This is a genomic window from Ruegeria sp. CI1 (genome assembly GCF_056536925.1).
In genome coordinates this window covers 234,043-250,899 of record NZ_JBQFQP010000001.1, presented here as the reverse complement: position 1 = coordinate 250,899, position 16,857 = coordinate 234,043, and the positions used below count along the sequence as shown (strand labels likewise).

Below are 16,857 nucleotides of genomic sequence, written 5' to 3'. Positions count from 1 at the left end.
CCCCGTTACTGGTCCAGAAAGAACTCGTCCATGCGATGCACGCCGAAATGCGCGCCCGGGTCCCAGGCCCACATCCCTTTTTCGGGCACGTTGTGCAGGCGGTTCGAAACGACGATCGGTTGCGGTGTGCCGGCCAGAATGCCGATGCCGTAGACTTGATCGGCATGGATTTCCAGCATCTCCTTCCAGGCGGCGGAGCGCTGTTCATCCGTGGTCGCGGTATCCCAGACCTTGGACAGTTCCATCAACCGCTGTGCTTCGGGCATGTCGGGCGCTTCGCCCGCATCGCCGCCGGTCTGATAGAACTGGCCCCATTTGGGCCAGGCCAGGAATACCTGATCGGTAGGAGCGAGATAGGCGGGGGAGGTATAGACCTGCGGGATGCCGTTGTCCCAGCCGTACCAGACCGATGCCATCGTGTTTCCTGCAAAGACGCGGTTGCGCAGGATGTCGCGATCCAGCGGGCGCATGATCAGCTTGACGCCGATGTCGCGCCAGTTGTCGGTGACGATCTGCATGGCATTTTCGACCTCTTGCCGCTCGCCCGCGGTTTCGATGATCAACTCCATCGGGCGGCCATCGGGCAACAGACGGATACCACTGCCGTCGCGCTTGTCGAGCCCGGCCTCGTCAAGCAGTTTGTTGGCCTGTTCGGGGTCGTAGGCGGCCCAGGCTTGCAGGTTCTTTTCGTCGAAGAAAGGGGAGTAAGGCAGAACGGTCATGGCGCCCGGTTTGCCGAGCTTGAAATAGAGCGCCTGGTTGATCGTATTCCGGTCGATCCCCAGCGACAGCGCGCGGCGCACGCGTACGTCCCGCATCAGGTTGCGCCATGTATCATCGGCATAATTGAGGTTGGGATAGATCGCGATCTGCGAGGCCACGCCGGTATCCCACAAATAAGTTTTGTAATTACCCCCGGCTTCGCCCTTCTTGAGGATCGAGGCATCGCGGAAATCAAGCCCGCGTCCCTGAAGGTCGGTTTCGCCCGCGTTGGTCTTGGCAGCGACCAGACCGGGCGCCACGATTTCCATCTCGATAACGTCGATATAGGGCAGTTGCACACCCTTGGCATCGATGCGGTGATAATAGGGATTGCGCACGAAGTTGTGGCGGATCTTCTTGCCCGAGCTTGCATTCAGCCACGGTTGCAGGGTGGGCAGTTCGTGGTTGTCGTATTTGTACATGTTGTCGAGCTTGTTGTGCAGCGCGGCCCAGCTTTTGACCCGCGCGTCGTCAACCTCGGCGGCGAGTTCGTCGGGGTCGGCATAGGCTTCGTGGTATTTCTTGAGGAAATGCGAGGGCCGGTAGATGAAGGGCGGGCGTGCCTGTGCGAGGCTTTGCAGGAAGTTGGGATTGGGTTCTTCCCATTCGAACACCACAGTGATTTCGTCAGGGAAGGTGACGACCGGTGGTTTGCCGTTGACCCGCAGGAAATCCGGGGGGCCGGAGGGGCTGAGCAATTCGTTGTTGGCGACGTCTTTCCACCAGTATTCGAAATCGGCAGAGGTGAAGGGGGTGCCATCCGACCACTTGTGCCCTTTGCGAAGTTTCAGGGTGAACTTGCGGTTCCCATCGTTCTCGAAACTCGCCAGAAGGTCCGGAACCAGCTCGTATTTCTCGTTGTAGCCGACAAGGCGGGCGTAGCCATAGACCACCATCTGCCGGATATCCTTGGACCGCGTGACCATTGTGCGCAACGTGCCGCCTTGATGGCCGTATTCCCGCCCCTTGGCCTCCGGATCGACCACGACCGGCTCTTCGGGAATGCGCTCGGCCACCGGGGGCAGATTGCCCATTTCGACTTCCTGTTTCCAGAATTCGCTTTCCTGCAGGGGTGGAAGCGTATCCGAGCCGGCCTGTACCGCGCCGGCAAGCGCCAAGGCGGCGGCAAAGAAAATCGACCTGCGAGTGGTTTCAAACATGACAACGTACCTTATGGCCGGGTTCCAGCTCTTTCAACGAGGGTACCACGGAGTTCGAGAAACGAAAGGCTTCGTCCCAGCTGTCCGGCGATCCTGCGCCCAATGCTACCAGTTTCAGGTCGATTGGGCGATTGATATCGGGTTCGGGCTGGGCCGCGATCAGCGCTTTCGTGTAAGGGTGACGGGGGTTGTAGAAAAGCGTTTCCGGCGGGGCCTGTTCGATCACCAGACCTTGCCGCATGACCGCGACTTCGTCGGCGATCCGTGCCACCACGGCGAGATCGTGCGAGATGAACAGATAGGACAGGCCCAAACCTTCCTGAAGGTCTTCGAGCAGGGTGAGGATCTGTTCCTGCACCGATACATCAAGGGCCGAGGTCGGTTCGTCGCAGACAATGAATGACGGGTCCAGCATCAGCGCGCGCGCAACCGACAGCCGCTGACGCTGCCCGCCGGAAAACGCGTGCGGATAGCGTTTCAGCATGTCCTCGTTCAAACCCACGCGCTTCAGCATCGCGGCGGCCTTGTCGCGCTGTTCGGCCGTGGTTCCGATGCGGTGAATCTCAAGCGGCTCGGTCATCGCGTCCTGTACCCGCATGCGTGGGCTGAGCGAGCTGTAGGGATCCTGAAAGATCATCTGTGCCTGACGCTGAAATGCGGTGCGCTCGGTTCGGCTCATCTTGTGCACGGTGATCGGCTCGGCCCTTGGTTGCGCGCGAAACAGAACCTCGCCACCCGGATCGGGCGGTTCAGCCCCCAAAGCGATTCGCGCCGCTGTGGTTTTGCCCGACCCGCTTTCACCGACAATCGCCAGGGTTTTGCCACGCGCCAGTTTCAGGTCGACGCCGCGGCAGGCGTGAATCAGCGCCCCGGCCTTCCATCCCTTGCCGGACCGCATGGAATAGGTCTTGGATATCTCCTTCATCTCGAGGATCAGATCCTCGTCGGGCATCGGGATACCGACGGCTTCCTGATCGGGGATTTCCGGGGCGGCGTCGAAGAGTTGTTTGGTATAGGGATGAGCCGGTTCGCGAAGGATCAGTTCTGCAGACCCCGATTCCATGACGCGTCCCTTATGCATGACCACCACCTGTTCGGCCATGTTCGCCACCACGCCCAGATCATGGGTGACGAGAATCAGGGCCATACCGGTTTCCTGCTGCAACTCCTTGATCAGGCCCAGCACCTGCGCCTGTGTCGTCACGTCGAGCGCGGTGGTCGGTTCGTCGGCGATCAGAAGGTCGGGTTTGGCAACCATCGCCATGGCGATCATCGCGCGCTGGCGCATTCCGCCGGAGAGTTCGAACGGATAGGAATTGTAGGCACGCTCCGGATCGGGAAAGCCGACGCGGTCGAACTGTTCCAGCACCGTTCGCTTGGCTTCGCGTTCCGAGGCGCTGCGATGCAGCCACAACACTTCGCTGACCTGATTTCCGATCGTGTGGAGAGGCGACAGGGACCGCATCGGTTCCTGAAAGATCATCGAGACCTGATTGCCCCGGATGCCACGCATCTGTCTCTCGGTGAGATCGGACAAAATTTGAGCGCCATCGGGGCCTTGTAAGGTGATTTTGCCGCTTCTGAGTTGTGCGGCCTTGGGCAGAATGCGCAACACGGCGCGGCAGGTGATCGTTTTGCCGGACCCGGATTCGCCAACCAACGCCACGGTCTGGCCCGGCTGGACGTCGAAGTTTACGCCCTGAACCACAGGATCGGCAGTACCAAAACCGATGCTAAGATCTCTGACGGACAACAGCGGAGTCATCGGGGTTTTCCACCCGCCTGGCCGTGGATCGACATCAACTTCAAGAACTCCCTGATTTTTTCGTGCAGTTTCACCCGCCGGACCCTGACTAGTCAAATACGTTCTTGACGATAAACGGAGTGACGGTGGGAAAAAATCTTTCCGATGGACATCACGAATTCTTGAGATTGCTGGATTTTTGGTGTTCGCGAAGAATTCATCGCCTGAGCGAAGCCCGTCGGACTGATTTAGCCAATGCTATCCGTCGCGCCCCGGCTCGTCGGGATCGTCGGAGAAGAGAGCAATTTTGTTTCCTTGTGGGTCGCGAAGGTAGCCAACGTAGAAGTGTGGCCCATATGCGGCACGAAAGCCCGGCTGTCCCTCATCGGACCCGCCTGCGGCAAGCGCAGCGGCGTGCAGGTCACGAACCTGCTTTTGATTGCGCGCCTCGAACGCGACCATGGATCCGTTGCCGGCCGAGGCCGGACACCCATCGAAGGTTGGTTTGACGTAGAAATCAGGCGGAACGGGAGATTGCCCCGATTGTACGGGCAATACGTAGCTTAGGCCCTCGGGGCCCTCATCCAGTTCGTATCCAAGGGCCGTCAGGAATGCTGAGTAGAACTGTTTGGCGCGAGCGATGTCATCGGCACCGACGGTGACGTAAGCAATCATTCAATGTGTTCCCTTCGGTGTTTTTAATACTGTAGCAATTCTCCTGAATTGCGGTAGGCCTCGGGACATCATACGCATTGAGACAAAGTTCTGTGCTGAGCCACACTATGTGCAGACGTGCCGGTCAGTGGAACGGCCTGCGGCATTTCACCGGTTGTCGTTTCACTTTGACGGCTCCTACAGTCCGAAAGGACAGCCGGAGAGATGGAATGAGTGCGATCCTGACACTGAACGCGGGCAGTTCGTCGATCAAGTTCGGGGTATATCTGGCCGCAAAGGAGCCTACGCTGCTACACCGGGGGCAGGTCGAGAATCTGGGGCCGGTCGCGCAACTCGTGCTAAAGCGCGACAAGCGGCAAGCCACCCAGATCGGACCGGCCGATCATGCGGCGGCGGTGCGCGCAATTCTAGAGCACGTCGACCAACTGCTGGGGGACATGGAGATTACCGGCATCGGTCACCGGGTCGTGCATGGTGGGCGCACTTTTGACGGCCCTGCCTTGTTGACTGATACGGTTATCGAGCAACTTCAGGCGCTTGAACCGCTTGCGCCCCTGCATCAGCCGCATAATCTTGCGGCGATACTTGCTTCAAGAACGGCCTATCCGGGCGCGGTTCAGGTCGGGTGTTTCGACACTTCGTTTCATTTCGGCCATCCATTTGTGAACGACGCCTTTGCGATCCCGCGCCGGTTTTATGAAAAGGGCGTGCGACGCTATGGGTTTCACGGGCTGTCCTATGATTATATCACCGGCAAGCTGAAACGGGACTATCCGCATCTGTCGGTTGGACGGGTTGCCATTTGCCATTTGGGTAATGGCGCGTCGATGTGCGCGGTCGTAAATGGAAAGAGCATCGGTTCGACCATGGGGTTTTCCGCGCTGGACGGGTTGCCGATGGGCACCCGGTGCGGCCAGCTTGATCCCGGCGTGCTGCTGTATCTTATGGCGCAGGGCCACGGGGTCGAGGCGATCACCCATATTCTTTACAAAAAAAGCGGCCTGCTGGGCCTCAGTGAAATCAGCCACGACATGCGCACTTTGCTGATGCATGACGATCCCCGGGCACAGGAGGCGATCGACTATTACGTGTTCCGCATCAAGCGTGAGTTGGGGGCAATGTCAGCAGTGATGGGCGGTCTTGACGCCGTCGTGTTCTGCGGTGGCATCGGTGAGAACGCCGCACTGATCCGGGAGCGGGTTCTGGAAGGCATGGAGTATCTCGGCCTCAAGGTGAATGCCGAGGCGAATGACAGCAATTCGACGGTGATATCATGCGGTGAAACGCCGGTTCTGGTGATCCCGACGGACGAAGAACGCGTCATCGCCCGCGCGGTTTTCAAGGCGATGGGTTGAACACCGGCCGACGGAATTGCACCCTGCCGGCGGTCAGCCGGTTTTTGCGGCTGGCAAACATTCAGACACGAAAGCCAGGTTCATGTTGTTCTACGATTGCTCGACCGCCCCCAATCCTCGCCGCGCGCGGATGTTCATCGCTGAAAAGGGATTGGATATTGAAACCCGCGATATCTCCATCGCCAAGGGCGAGCAGTTGAGTGACGCGTTCAAAGCGGTCAATCCAAGGGCGACAGTACCGGTTCTGGTGACGGACGATGGCACGGTTCTGACCGAGAACCTGGGAATTGCGGCCTATCTGGAAGCCCGGTTTCCGGAACTGCCATTGATGGGGCGCACTCCCGAGGAAAAGGGTCTGGTGCTGATGTGGAATGCACTGGTTGAACAGCAGGGCGGTTTGCCAATCGGCGAGGCATTGCGCAACTCGCATCCGGCGTTTGCTGATCGTGCGGTGCCCGGCCCCTGGAACTATGTGCAAATACCGGAGTTGGCGGAAAGAGGGTTGGACAGGGCCAGGCGCTTTTTCGACATCCTTGAAGAACGCCTGCAAGACAGCCCTTTCATTGCCTGCAGCCATTTTACTCTGGCCGATATCACGACCTTCGTTTTTGTGGACTTCGCACGAGTCATCAAACTGCGAATCCCCGAAGAAAACTTCGCCACATTGACGTGGTTCGAAAATATCAGGGGCCGCTCAAGCGCAAGTATCTAGTGTAATTAATTGAGTTGTAGTCATAAAATATCCGCCGTCAGAACTGTACATATTTGTCTAGACAGAAGTGAACAGTGCCATTAGCGTCCTCTGCGAGTTGTTCGAGGGGAAAAGGCGATGAAATCCCAGTATCGTGTCGTGGTCATCGGTGGCGGCGTCGTGGGCGCTTCGGTTCTGTATCATCTGGCCAAATTTGGCTGGTCGGATGTGGTTATGCTGGAAAGGCGGCGGCTGGCTTCGGGATCGTCATGGCACGCGGCAGGCGGCATCCATGCCCTGAACGCGGATCCAAACATGGCCTCCTTGCAGGCCTACACGATCGACCTGCTGAGTGAGATCGAAAAAGAATCGAGCCAGAATATCGGTTTGCACATGACTGGCGGCCTGACGCTGGCCGGTACGCCTGAACGCTGGGAGTGGTTGCAGGCCAACTACCGCATCTTCCAGTCCATCGGCATTGACGACTGCGAGCTTTTGACCCCGCAAGAGGCGCAGCGGCGTTGCCCGATCATGTCAACCGACGGCGTTCTGGGCGCGATGTGGGCGGATCGTGAAGGTTACATTGATACAACTGGCACTGTTCAGGCTTATGCGACAGCCGCCAGGAAACGTGGTGCCGAATATTTCGAGGAAACCAAGGTCGAAGAGCTGATCCAGACCGATGACGGCTGGCAGGTTGTGACCGATAAGGGCACGATCACCTGTGAACATGTGGTCAACGCGGCCGGGCTCTGGGCCAAGCAGGTTGGTCGCATGGCCGGGGTAGAGCTGCCAGTCTCACCGTTGAAGCACCACTATCTGATCACGGACACGGTGCCAGAAGTTGCGCAGGCGGATTTCGAGATGCCGATGACCGTGGACCTCGAAGGATTCACCTATATGCGGCAGGACCAGAAGGGTGTTCTGGTCGGCATTTACGAGGTCGATCACGAACACTGGGCGATGGATGGTGCGCCGTGGAACTATGGCGAGGAACTGTTTCAGGAACAGCTTGACCGGATCGAGAACGAACTGACATTGGGCTTTGAGCGGTATCCGTCTATCCAGAACGTGGGCATCAAGACATGGGTAAATGGTGCGTTCACGTTCTCGCCGGATGGTAACCCGCTGGTTGGTCCGGTTCCGGGCAAGCGCGGCTATTGGACCGCCTGCGCGGTGATGGCCGGGTTCCTGCAAGGTGGTGGCGTTGGGAAAACACTGGCCGAATGGATGATCCACGGCGAGCCCGAAGCGGACGCCTGGCCGATGGATGTGGCGCGCTATGGTGATTTCGCACAGAACAAGCGGTATATCCGTGAAACCACTGGCCAGTTCTATTCGCGCCGCTTCGTGATGACCTACCCGAACGAGCAATTGCCTGCGGGTCGCCCGCTGAAGATGGCTCCGGCGCATGACGCGATGACCGAGGCCGGATGTAAATGGGGTGTCAGCTGGGATCTGGAGGTGCCGCTGTATTTCGCGCCCAAAGGGTTCGAGGAAACGCCAACTCTCAAACGTTCGAACGCGCATGACATCGTGGCCGCTGAATGCAGGACCATCCGGGAGGGCGTGGGCCTGCTGGATATCTCGGGCTTTTCCCGCTTTGAGGTTTCCGGCCCAAATGCCGAAGCGTGGCTGGATAACATGATGGCCTCGAAACTGCCCGCCCCGGGACGTGCCAAACTGGCGCCGATGCTGGGTGAGAACGGGCGTCTCAAAGGCGACCTGACCGTGCTGAACTGGGGCGATGGCACCTGGTGGATCATGGGCAGCTATTACCTGCGCGCCTGGCATATGCGCTGGTTCAACGATCATATGATGGACGGCGTGTCGATCCGTGATCTGGGGGAAGAGATTTGCGGGTTCGGCCTTGTGGGACCGAAATCGCAAGAGGTGATCGAGAAACTGGCGGAACAGGATATCTCGGGCCTGAAATTCATGGGATGCGGTGATTTCGACATCGGCCTTGTCCGGGCGCGTGTTGCACGTATGTCGGTGACCGGCGAGAAAGGATATGAGATCAACTGCCGCTATGGCGATCATATCAAACTGCGGCGGATGTTGCTGGACGCCGGTGCCGATGAGGGTATCCGCGAGTGCGGTTTCAACGCGATGCTCTCGACGCGATTGGAAAAGAGTTTTGGCATCTGGTCGGCGGAGTTTACCCAAGCCTATACGCCGGGCATGACCGGAATGGATCGCTGGATCGACTGGAACAAGGAATTCGTCGGCAAGGCCGCGGCCCAGGCCGAACGCGACGGCAATGGCCCGGCGCAGGTGCAGGTGACGCTGGAGATCGACGCGCTGGACGCCGATGCCAGCGGGTATGAGCCGGTTTGGTCGGCTGACGAGCGGGTCGGGTTCGTGACCTCGGGCGGCTATGGTCATTATCTTGGCAGGTCTCTGGCGATGGCCCTTGTCGATCCTGCCAAGGCTGAGCCGGGAACCGAGCTTTCGGTGCATGTTGTGGGTGTCGAACGTCCGGCGCGCGTGATTGCCCCGTCACCATATGATCCGCAAGGCAGGGCGATGCGGTCATGACCCGGCGCGGCAGGCGTGGGCGCGAAGCGGCGGCAGGTACGACGCGGCGGCAAGTGGACTATCGCAACCTGCGCAACCCGTTTCCGCCAATGGCCGCCTTTACCGAGGACCGGATCGAGGCGTTGCATCAGGCTTCGCTGACCGTGCTGGAGGATATCGGGATCAAGGTTCTGCTGCCCGAGGCCCGTACATTGTTCCGACAAGGCGGCGCGCGGGTCCGGGACGAAATGGTCTTTATAGGGCGCGACATGGTCGAGGCAGCGTTAGCCACCGCACCCAGATCTTTTGTCGTAAAGGGCGGGGTGGCCGAGCGGGATCTGACAATGGAGCTGGGGCGGCTGATCTTTCAGCCGGGCGCGGGTGCGCCGCATGCCACCGATCTGGTGCGCGGGCGAAGGCCCGGCACCTTGCGCGATTTCCGCGAGATGGTGCAGATCACCCAGAGCTTCGACGTGCTGCACATGGTCCCGCCACTGGTCGAGGCGCAGGATGTTCCGATGCACCTGCGCCACTATGCGATGACCCAGGCGGAACTGACGCTGAGTGACAAGGTGCCGTTCATCTATTCACGTGGCACTCCGCAGGTGAAGGACGGGTTCGAGATGGTCCGTTCTTTCCGGGGGCTGTCCGAGGAGGCATTCGCGGCCCAGCCCTGGTGTTATACGATCATCAACACCAACTCTCCGCGCGTAATAGATATGCCGATGGCGCAGGGGCTGATCGATTTTGCGCGCGCGGGCCAGATGTCGATCGTCACTCCGTTTACGCTGATGGGCGCAATGGCTCCGGTAACCGTGGCGGGGGCGATGACGCTGAGCCATGCCGAGGCGCTGGCAGCGATCACGCTGACACAGCTTGCCAGAACCGGTGCGCCGGTCTGTTACGGTACTTTCACCAGTAATGTGGATATGAAGTCGGGCGCGCCTGCGTTTGGAACGCCCGAGCATTTCACGGCATCACTGGTGGCCGGGCAACTGGCGCGCAAGATCGGCCTGCCGTGGCGTTGCGCCGGTGGAAGTGCGGCCAATACCAACGATGCACAGGCGGCAAATGAGACGCAGTTCGGGCTTTGGGGTTGCCTGATGGCAGGGGCGACGGTGGTGATCCACTCGGCAGGGTGGCTCGAAGGGGGGCTTACCGTGTCGTTCGAAAAGATCATCACCGATCTTGAAGTTCTGCAGATGGTGGCCGAGTTGTGCGCCGGAACGACGGCGACGGATGCCGATATTGCACTGGACGCGCTGCGCGAGGTGGGGCCATCGGGGCATTTCTTTGGTGCCGCGCACACGATGGAGCGGTATCAGACCCAGTTCTATGAACCGCTGGTGGGCGACTGGTCGAATTTCGGAACATGGACCGAGCGGGGTGCAATTGACGCCAATCACCGCGCGACAGGCATCTGGCAGAACATCGTCGACACATTTCGGGCACCGGCACATGATCAGGACCGGATTGCCGAGCTTGAGGAATTCATCGCGCGCCGAACCGCTGAAGGCGGCGCGCCACCGGAGAGTTGAATGAGCACCAAACCGATCCTGCACCGCGACGACCCGGATGCCGAACCGCTGGTCGGAAACATCAAGGTAACCCGCGACGACTGGCTGAACGTCGCGATGGATGTTCTCGTGTCTGACGGTGTCGAACAGGTCAAGGTGTTGAACCTGGCCGAAAGAATGGCGGTGTCGCGGTCCTCGTTCTACTGGTATTTCAAGTCCCGGCAGGAATTGCTGGATGCGCTGCTGGCGCGCTGGCAGGCGACCAATACCGCGGCCATGATCGCGCAGGCCGATACCCCGGCGGACACCATCACTGCGGCCGTCTGCAATGTGCATCGCTGTGTGGTCAATCCAAACCTGTTTGACACGGCGCTGGATTTTGCCGTGCGGGACTGGGCGCGGCGGTCGGGAAAGGTACGCCGCATACTGGATCAGTCCGACGCGCGGCGGCTGGCGGCGCTGCAGGCGATGTTCGCGCGGTTCGGCTATGAGGACATGGAGGCCAAGACACGCGCCCGGGTTCTGTACTACATGCAATTGGGATACGATCTGGCGCAGTTGAACGAACCGCACGAGGCCCGGCTGGCGCTAGTGCCGCACTATCTTTTTGCCTTCACCGGGGTTGAGGCAAGGCCGGACGAGATCAAGGAATTCAGCGCTTATGCCCGCAGAATTTGGGAGGGACAGGACAATGAACAATCCTGACGCAATCATCATCGGGACTGGTGTCATCGGCGCGGCGGTCGCGTTCGAGCTGGCCAAACGAGGCTGGAAAACGCTGTCGCTGGACCGTAATACTCAGGTCGGCCACGGGTCGACTGCAGGGTCCTGTGCCATCATCCGGATGCACTATTCCACCTTCGACGGCACGGCATTCGCCTGGGAGGGGTATCACTATTGGCGCGACTGGGCCGACTATCTGGGTCTTCCGGAAGGAGCCGATCTGGCGCAGTTTCGTCAGACCGGGTGTCTGGTGATGAAGACCGAGGCCAACGGGCATCTGGCCAGGCATATGCAGTTCAGTGCCGAACTAGGCTGTCCGTTCGAAGAACTTGATGCCGCCGGCATACAGGACAAGCTGCCCATCTATGATCTGAACAGCTATGCGCCTGCGCGCCGCCTGGACGACCCGCAGTTCGGGCAGCCCAATGGCGAGCGTCTTGGGGGGGCGGTTCTTTGGCCGCAGGCGGGGTATGTCACCGACCCTGCGCTGAGCGCGCAAAACCTGATGGAGGCTGCGAAACTGCACGGGGCGCAGGTGCAGACGGGAGTCGAAGTGACCGAGGTTTTGCAGGCAGCAGGCCGCGTTGCAGGTATCAGGCTGGCAACCGGGGCCGAGATACATGCACCGGTAGTAATCAACGTGGCCGGACCCGGGTCGTCGATCATCAACCAGATGGCGGGCGTGATCGACGACATGACAATTGAAACCCGCCCCCTGCGGCAGGAAGTGGTGCATGTTCCCGCGCCCGAAGGGTACGATTTCCAAGAGCAGGGCATGATCGTATCCGACAGCGACATCGCCTGTTATGCCCGGCCCGAGCATGGAAACCACATCCTCGTCGGCTCGGAAGATCCGGAATGCGACCCGCACCAATGGTGCGATGATGACAAACACTATGACCGCGATTTTACCGAACAGTGGCGGACGCAGGCGATGCGGTATGCGCAAAGGGTGCCGTCTTTGGGCATTCCGTCGCGAATGCGGGGGGTAGTCGACCTTTATGATGCATCCACTGACTGGATACCGATTTATGACAGGTCGAGCCTGCCTGGGTTCTATATGGCCTGCGGAACCAGTGGAAACCAGTACAAGAACGCGCCCATCGCGGGCAAGATGATGGCGGCGCTGGTCGAGTATTGCGAAGGAGGAGGCGATCACGACGCCCAGCCGTTGCAATTTGTACTGCCGTATATTGGCCGGACCATTGACGTTGGGTTCTATTCCCGCAAGCGCCCGATCAACGAGGACAGCAGTTTCTCTGTCCTGGGCTGACAGTTTGTCCCGAGCAGGGGGTTAGAATCCGGCCAGCGCCGCGTCGGCTGCCACGTGCGCCTTTCGGATGGCAACTTCGCGTACCGGGCCATATCCACGGATCTCATCGGCGCAAGTCAGAACTGCGGTCCAATCCTCGGCCCGCTCCGGCGAATAACCGGCCTGCGCCCGGTCGAGCAGGTCAAGATACCATGCCAGCGTTTCACGGTGCATCCGGGCCTCGGAATGATAGCGGAACGGGTTGAGAGGCGTCGGCCGCAGCGGTTTCATGCGGCCCAGTACACCCAGAGCAGCCTTCAGCCACGGCCCATAGCAGCGTTTTGCGGGCCGCCCGCGATTGTCGGTGCGCCGGTTCAGGAAAGGCGGGGCCATGTGGTATCGGAGTTTGAAGTCACCCTCGAACTGTTCGCCGAGTTCGCGAGCGAAAGCCTGACCCGACATCAGACGGGCCACTTCAAATTCGTCCTTATAGGCCATGAAGCGAAAAAGGTTGTGCACAGCGGCGCGGATCAGGGGATCAGGCGCGTCAGAGAGGGCGGCGCGTAAATCCGTGATACGGGCAGTGTATTTTCTTGCGTAGGCGGCGTCTTGATAATCGGTGAGAAATTCGGCGCGGCGGGCGATCATCTGATCCAGTGTATCCGGTTCGGGCTGAGGATCGGAATAGCCGTTCAGCCGCGTGGGATCGGTGGCCATGCAACGACCGATTGCAAAGGCAAGCCGGTTCTTTTCGACCGCGACCCCGTTCAACAGGATGGCCTGCGACAGCGCCACTTCGGTCACCGGCACCAGCCCTTTCTGCCAGGCAAAGCCCAACATCATTACGTTGGCAAAAACCGCATCTCCCAGCAGCGTTTCGGCTGCGGCGTTGGCGTCAAATCCAGTGACGTGATCTGCGCCAACCGCTGCGCGGATGGCGGCCTCGCGCTGGCCGACGTTGAGCTGCGCATCGCGGCGCAAGACCAGATCGCCTGTCGGCATCTCGGCGCGGTTCAGCACCACCTGCGTACCCGGACGGCAATGCGCCGAGGCCTTTGGGGCGGAACTGACCACGATATCGCAACCGATAACCGCGTCGGCCGCACCCTGATCAATGCGAACCTGATTGAGCGCATCGGGTGTCGTGCCCAAGCGGATATAGCTGAGTACGGTTCCGAATTTCTGCGCAAACCCGGTGAAGTCGAGAACGGATGAACCTTTGGCTTCGAGATGCGCGGCCATGGTGATCAAGGCGCCGACAGTGACCACTCCTGTTCCGCCGACACCGGTGACAAGCAGGTCAAAGGGTTGGGCGAGGGAAGGCAGGTCGGGGGTTGGCAAGCCGGTTTCCAGCGCCGCGAGATCTAGCGAAACCGTACGTTTCCGACGCGTGGCGCCTTCGACGGTTACAAAGCTGGGGCAGAACCCGTTCAGGCACGAGAAATCCTTGTTGCAGGTGCTGAGGTTGATCTTGCGCTTGCGACCAAAGGGGGTTTCGCGCGGCTCGACGCTCAGGCAGTTCGACTCGACTGAACAATCGCCGCAGCCCTCGCAGACCAAATCGTTGATATACGCGAACCTCCTGGGATCTTCCATCGTGCCGCGCTTGCGGCGGCGACGTTTTTCGGTGGCGCAGGTCTGTTCATAGATCAGGACAGTAACGCCGGGGATGTCGCGCAACTCGCGTTGCAACCGGTCCAGATCGGAGCGGTCGTGAAACGAGGTTTGCGACGGGAAATCGGCGTGGTGGAACTTGGAAATGTCATCCGAAACGATGGCGATCCGTTCCACACCTTCGGCCCGGCAGGTCTGAGCGATGCCATGCACACTGACTGGCCCGTCGACCGGCTGACCTCCGGTCATGGCGACGGCGTCATTGAACAGGATCTTGTAGGTGATGTTGGTGCCTGCGGCGACCGCTTGCCGGATGGCGAGGCTGCCGGAGTGATACCATGTACCCTCGCCGAGATTCTGGAAGATGTGCTTGCCGCCGTTGAATTTCGACGCCACCACATGCGGCACCCCTTCGCCGCCCATTTGCGCATAGCCCACGGTCTGGCGGTCCATCCAAGACGCCATGACGTGACAACCGATGCCGCTGGCAGCCGTCGATCCTTCGGGCACCTTGGTCGAGCTGTTATGCGGGCAGCCCGAACAGAAATAGGGCGTTCGGGTTGCGCCAGGGATGTTAACTAGTTGTGGGGGCTGAGCTGTCAGCGCATTGGCTTTGGCCGGCAGGCCTTCCTCGGGGAAGAAGGTGTGCAGGCGCGCGGCGACGATGGGGGCCAGCATCAGAGGGCTGAGTTCACCGGTCCAGGGGATCAGTGGTTCGCCATGGCTGTCGTACTTGCCGACCATCTTGTGCGGCTTGTCACCCGGCCAGTCATAGAAATACTCCTTGAACTGGCTTTCGATGATGCCACGCTTTTCCTCGACCACCAGAACTTCGGCCTTGCCCCTGACAAAGCGCAGCGCATTGCGACGGGCGAGCGGCCAGACCATGCCGACCTTATAGATGTCTATTCCCAGTTCCCGGCATTTTGCTTCATCAAGGCCCAGTAGTCGCAATGCCTCCATCAGGTCGAGATGGCCTTTGCCGGTGGTGACAAAGCCGAACTTGGCGTTCTTGATGCCATAGATGCTCCGGTCGATCGGATTGGCCTCGGCAAAGGCGCGCACGGCGCGCAGTTTTGCTTGAATACGGGTCTCGATCTCGGGGCTGGGCAGGTCGGCAGAACGCACGTGCAAGCCTTTTGCGGGCAACTCGATCTCAGGCAGGGTGAACTGCCGATCCGGCCGGAGTTCGACCGAACGGGCACTTTCGACCGTTTCTGAAACGGCCTTGAAACCGACCCATGTGCCGGAAAAACGTGACAGGGCCAGCCCGTATTCGCCGAATTCCAGGTATTCCTCGACCGAGGCCGGGTTCAGCGTCGGCATGAACCAGGCCATGAACGCCACGTCGGATTGATGGGGCATAGAGGAACTGACGCAGCCATGGTCGTCACCTGCAACTACAAGCACACCGCCTTTGGGGGCCGAGCCATAGGCGTTGCCATGTTTCAGCGCGTCGCCGGAACGGTCCACGCCGGGGCCTTTGCCATACCACATGGAAAACACGCCCTCGACCTCGCACTGCGGATCCAGGCTGGCCTGCTGCGCGCCCAATACCGCGGTGGCGCCCAGATCTTCGTTAACGGCTGGCATGAAGGTGATGCGGTCGTGTTTCAGCCGTTCCTTGGCGCGCCACATTTCCAGATCCAATGCGCCAAGCGGTGAGCCCCGATATCCGGACACGAAACCGGCAGTTTCCAGCCCTGCCTCCCGATCCCGGCGGGCCTGATCCATCATGATCCGGACAAGCGCCTGGGTGCCGGTCAGAAAGACGCGGCCTTTTGTGAGGTCATAGCGGTCCTGGAGTCGATATGTTTGGAACTCGGGAATGTGGCGAGTCATCCATGAAGTCCTGTCAATTTTCGCGCGTTCTGGAAATTTTATCCCGATTGCAATGGAAATTTGATCCAGAAACAGTCAACTATGGACAGGTATTCGGAGGAAATAATCGAAAAATGATGAAAGTTCGAACAAAATGACCGTTTCATTTCAGCTCGATGAAAGAGACAGCCGCATTTTGACATTGTTGCAGAAGGACAGTCGAATCTCGAACGCGGATCTGGCCGAAGCGGTCGGTATGTCTGCATCTGCGCTTTGGCGGCGGGTGCGAATGCTGGAGGAAGCCGGGATCATCGAACGCTACGGTGCCGTCGTTAATCCGTCGGCAATGGGTTTGTCATTCGAAGCGATTGTGCATGTGCACCTGACGCGGCATGACCCGGAAAGAATCGTCGAATTCATTCGGGCGATCGAAAACAGCCCCGAAGTTCAGGAATGTTATGCAACCACGGGGCAGGCGGATTATCATCTGAGGGTGCTGTGTGCCGATCTGGCTGCCTACAACAAGTTTCTGGAGGGGTTTCTGTTCCGGCTTCCCGCCGTCGCCAGTGCCCAGACCAATGTCGTATTGCGCACAATCAAGCGCAACAAACCGGTTCAGAAATAGCGGAGGGGCCTTAGCACGCGCAGACGATCCAGGCCCAGGCCATGGCGATATAGGTCAGGTTGTGCATGCACTGATCCAGACCCGCAGCGCGCCAGAACGCGGCCTGATTGGGTTGCAGTTCTTTCTTGTCCGAGTAATAGGCCTTGGCAAAATCGATGTTGAAATGGATGAACCATTCGAGAGCGGATATCGCTATCGCAAAGATAATAGGTGCGCCGAGAAGAAGAAAAATCGCAGCAGACAAGATGGCATGTACACCCGCATGTTGCGCACGACCCGAATGCAAATACTCTGCCCGGCCCTCCAGCATCTTGGGGGTTTGTAGATAATAATCAGCAAACATATGCTTGATCTGCAATAGGCAGAGTAACAAAAGTACCGTGCCAGTCATTTCAGGC

General features: G+C 59.5%; 12 protein-coding genes. 7 read left to right on the top strand and 5 right to left on the bottom strand.

Annotation, left to right across the window (positions count from 1 at the left end):
• Window positions 1–5: 5 nt before the first annotated feature.
• The 3 genes from ACR0LZ_RS01185 to ACR0LZ_RS01175 all read right to left on the bottom strand — a co-directional run bounded on the left by ACR0LZ_RS01185 (window position 6) and on the right by ACR0LZ_RS01175 (window position 4,341).
• Entirely contained in the window at window positions 6–1,922 is a 1,917-nt protein-coding gene (locus tag ACR0LZ_RS01185; RefSeq protein ID WP_480747931.1) for an ABC transporter substrate-binding protein, read from the bottom strand.
• Window positions 1,915–3,687 carry an ABC transporter ATP-binding protein gene (locus tag ACR0LZ_RS01180; RefSeq protein ID WP_480747930.1) on the bottom strand — a complete coding sequence of 591 codons (1,773 nt, stop codon included), beginning with the start codon at window positions 3,685–3,687 and terminating at the stop codon, window positions 1,915–1,917. The genes ACR0LZ_RS01185 and ACR0LZ_RS01180 overlap by 8 nt, the downstream gene beginning before the upstream one ends.
• Before the next feature lie 237 nt (window positions 3,688–3,924).
• Window positions 3,925–4,341, bottom strand: a complete 417-nt coding sequence (locus ACR0LZ_RS01175) for a VOC family protein (RefSeq protein WP_480747929.1) — start codon at window positions 4,339–4,341, stop codon at window positions 3,925–3,927.
• 209 nt (window positions 4,342–4,550) lie between these two features.
• Between ACR0LZ_RS01175 and ACR0LZ_RS01170 the strand changes: the two genes are divergently transcribed.
• The 6 genes from ACR0LZ_RS01170 to ACR0LZ_RS01145 all read left to right on the top strand — a co-directional run bounded on the left by ACR0LZ_RS01170 (window position 4,551) and on the right by ACR0LZ_RS01145 (window position 12,420).
• Window positions 4,551–5,696: an acetate/propionate family kinase gene (locus ACR0LZ_RS01170; protein WP_480747928.1), complete on the top strand. Its 1,146-nt coding sequence runs from the start codon at window positions 4,551–4,553 to the stop codon at window positions 5,694–5,696.
• An 82-nt stretch (window positions 5,697–5,778) separates the two neighbouring features.
• Window positions 5,779–6,408 carry a glutathione S-transferase gene (locus ACR0LZ_RS01165; RefSeq protein WP_480747927.1) on the top strand — a complete coding sequence of 210 codons (630 nt, stop codon included), beginning with the start codon at window positions 5,779–5,781 and terminating at the stop codon, window positions 6,406–6,408.
• A 117-nt stretch (window positions 6,409–6,525) separates the two neighbouring features.
• Window positions 6,526–8,928, top strand: coding sequence for a GcvT family protein (locus ACR0LZ_RS01160; protein WP_480747926.1), 2,403 nt, complete (start codon window positions 6,526–6,528; stop codon window positions 8,926–8,928).
• Window positions 8,925–10,445, top strand: coding sequence for a trimethylamine methyltransferase family protein (locus tag ACR0LZ_RS01155; protein ID WP_480747925.1), 1,521 nt, complete (start codon window positions 8,925–8,927; stop codon window positions 10,443–10,445). The genes ACR0LZ_RS01160 and ACR0LZ_RS01155 overlap by 4 nt, the downstream gene beginning before the upstream one ends.
• Window positions 10,446–11,129 (top strand): TetR/AcrR family transcriptional regulator, encoded by a 684-nt coding sequence (locus ACR0LZ_RS01150; RefSeq protein WP_480747924.1) that lies wholly within the window; start codon window positions 10,446–10,448, stop codon window positions 11,127–11,129.
• A complete protein-coding gene (locus tag ACR0LZ_RS01145) occupies window positions 11,116–12,420 on the top strand; it encodes an NAD(P)/FAD-dependent oxidoreductase (RefSeq protein WP_480747923.1) in 1,305 nt (434 codons plus the stop codon). The genes ACR0LZ_RS01150 and ACR0LZ_RS01145 overlap by 14 nt, the downstream gene beginning before the upstream one ends.
• Window positions 12,421–12,441: 21 nt before the next feature.
• On the opposite strand, the gene ACR0LZ_RS01140 is transcribed toward ACR0LZ_RS01145, so the two are convergent.
• Window positions 12,442–15,855, bottom strand: coding sequence for an indolepyruvate ferredoxin oxidoreductase family protein (locus tag ACR0LZ_RS01140; RefSeq protein WP_480747922.1), 3,414 nt, complete (start codon window positions 15,853–15,855; stop codon window positions 12,442–12,444).
• A 133-nt stretch (window positions 15,856–15,988) separates the two neighbouring features.
• Here ACR0LZ_RS01140 and ACR0LZ_RS01135 point away from each other — a divergent pair, with 133 nt between their 5' ends.
• Complete coding sequence (locus ACR0LZ_RS01135) at window positions 15,989–16,459, top strand: Lrp/AsnC family transcriptional regulator (RefSeq protein WP_480747921.1); 471 nt, start codon at window positions 15,989–15,991, stop codon at window positions 16,457–16,459.
• Window positions 16,460–16,469: 10 nt separating this feature from the next.
• Here ACR0LZ_RS01135 and ACR0LZ_RS01130 read toward each other — a convergent pair whose 3' ends face one another.
• On the bottom strand, window positions 16,470–16,850 hold the full coding sequence (locus ACR0LZ_RS01130; protein WP_480748089.1) for a DUF3307 domain-containing protein: 381 nt from the start codon (window positions 16,848–16,850) through the stop codon (window positions 16,470–16,472).
• Window positions 16,851–16,857 lie beyond the last annotated feature (7 nt).

Bases quoted from the DNA above. Each gene is read 5' to 3' on its own strand.
- ACR0LZ_RS01185 (WP_480747931.1), bottom strand. From the start codon at position 1,922: ATGTTTGAAACCACTCGCAGGTCGATTTTCTTTGCCGCCGCCTTGGCG.
- ACR0LZ_RS01180 (WP_480747930.1), bottom strand. From the start codon at position 3,687: ATGACTCCGCTGTTGTCCGTCAGAGATCTTAGCATCGGTTTTGGTACT.
- ACR0LZ_RS01175 (WP_480747929.1), bottom strand. From the start codon at position 4,341: ATGATTGCTTACGTCACCGTCGGTGCCGATGACATCGCTCGCGCCAAA.
- ACR0LZ_RS01170 (WP_480747928.1), top strand. From the start codon at position 4,551: ATGAGTGCGATCCTGACACTGAACGCGGGCAGTTCGTCGATCAAGTTC.
- ACR0LZ_RS01165 (WP_480747927.1), top strand. From the start codon at position 5,779: ATGTTGTTCTACGATTGCTCGACCGCCCCCAATCCTCGCCGCGCGCGG.
- ACR0LZ_RS01160 (WP_480747926.1), top strand. From the start codon at position 6,526: ATGAAATCCCAGTATCGTGTCGTGGTCATCGGTGGCGGCGTCGTGGGC.
- ACR0LZ_RS01155 (WP_480747925.1), top strand. From the start codon at position 8,925: ATGACCCGGCGCGGCAGGCGTGGGCGCGAAGCGGCGGCAGGTACGACG.
- ACR0LZ_RS01150 (WP_480747924.1), top strand. From the start codon at position 10,446: ATGAGCACCAAACCGATCCTGCACCGCGACGACCCGGATGCCGAACCG.
- ACR0LZ_RS01145 (WP_480747923.1), top strand. From the start codon at position 11,116: ATGAACAATCCTGACGCAATCATCATCGGGACTGGTGTCATCGGCGCG.
- ACR0LZ_RS01140 (WP_480747922.1), bottom strand. From the start codon at position 15,855: ATGACTCGCCACATTCCCGAGTTCCAAACATATCGACTCCAGGACCGC.
- ACR0LZ_RS01135 (WP_480747921.1), top strand. From the start codon at position 15,989: ATGACCGTTTCATTTCAGCTCGATGAAAGAGACAGCCGCATTTTGACA.
- ACR0LZ_RS01130 (WP_480748089.1), bottom strand. From the start codon at position 16,850: ATGACTGGCACGGTACTTTTGTTACTCTGCCTATTGCAGATCAAGCAT.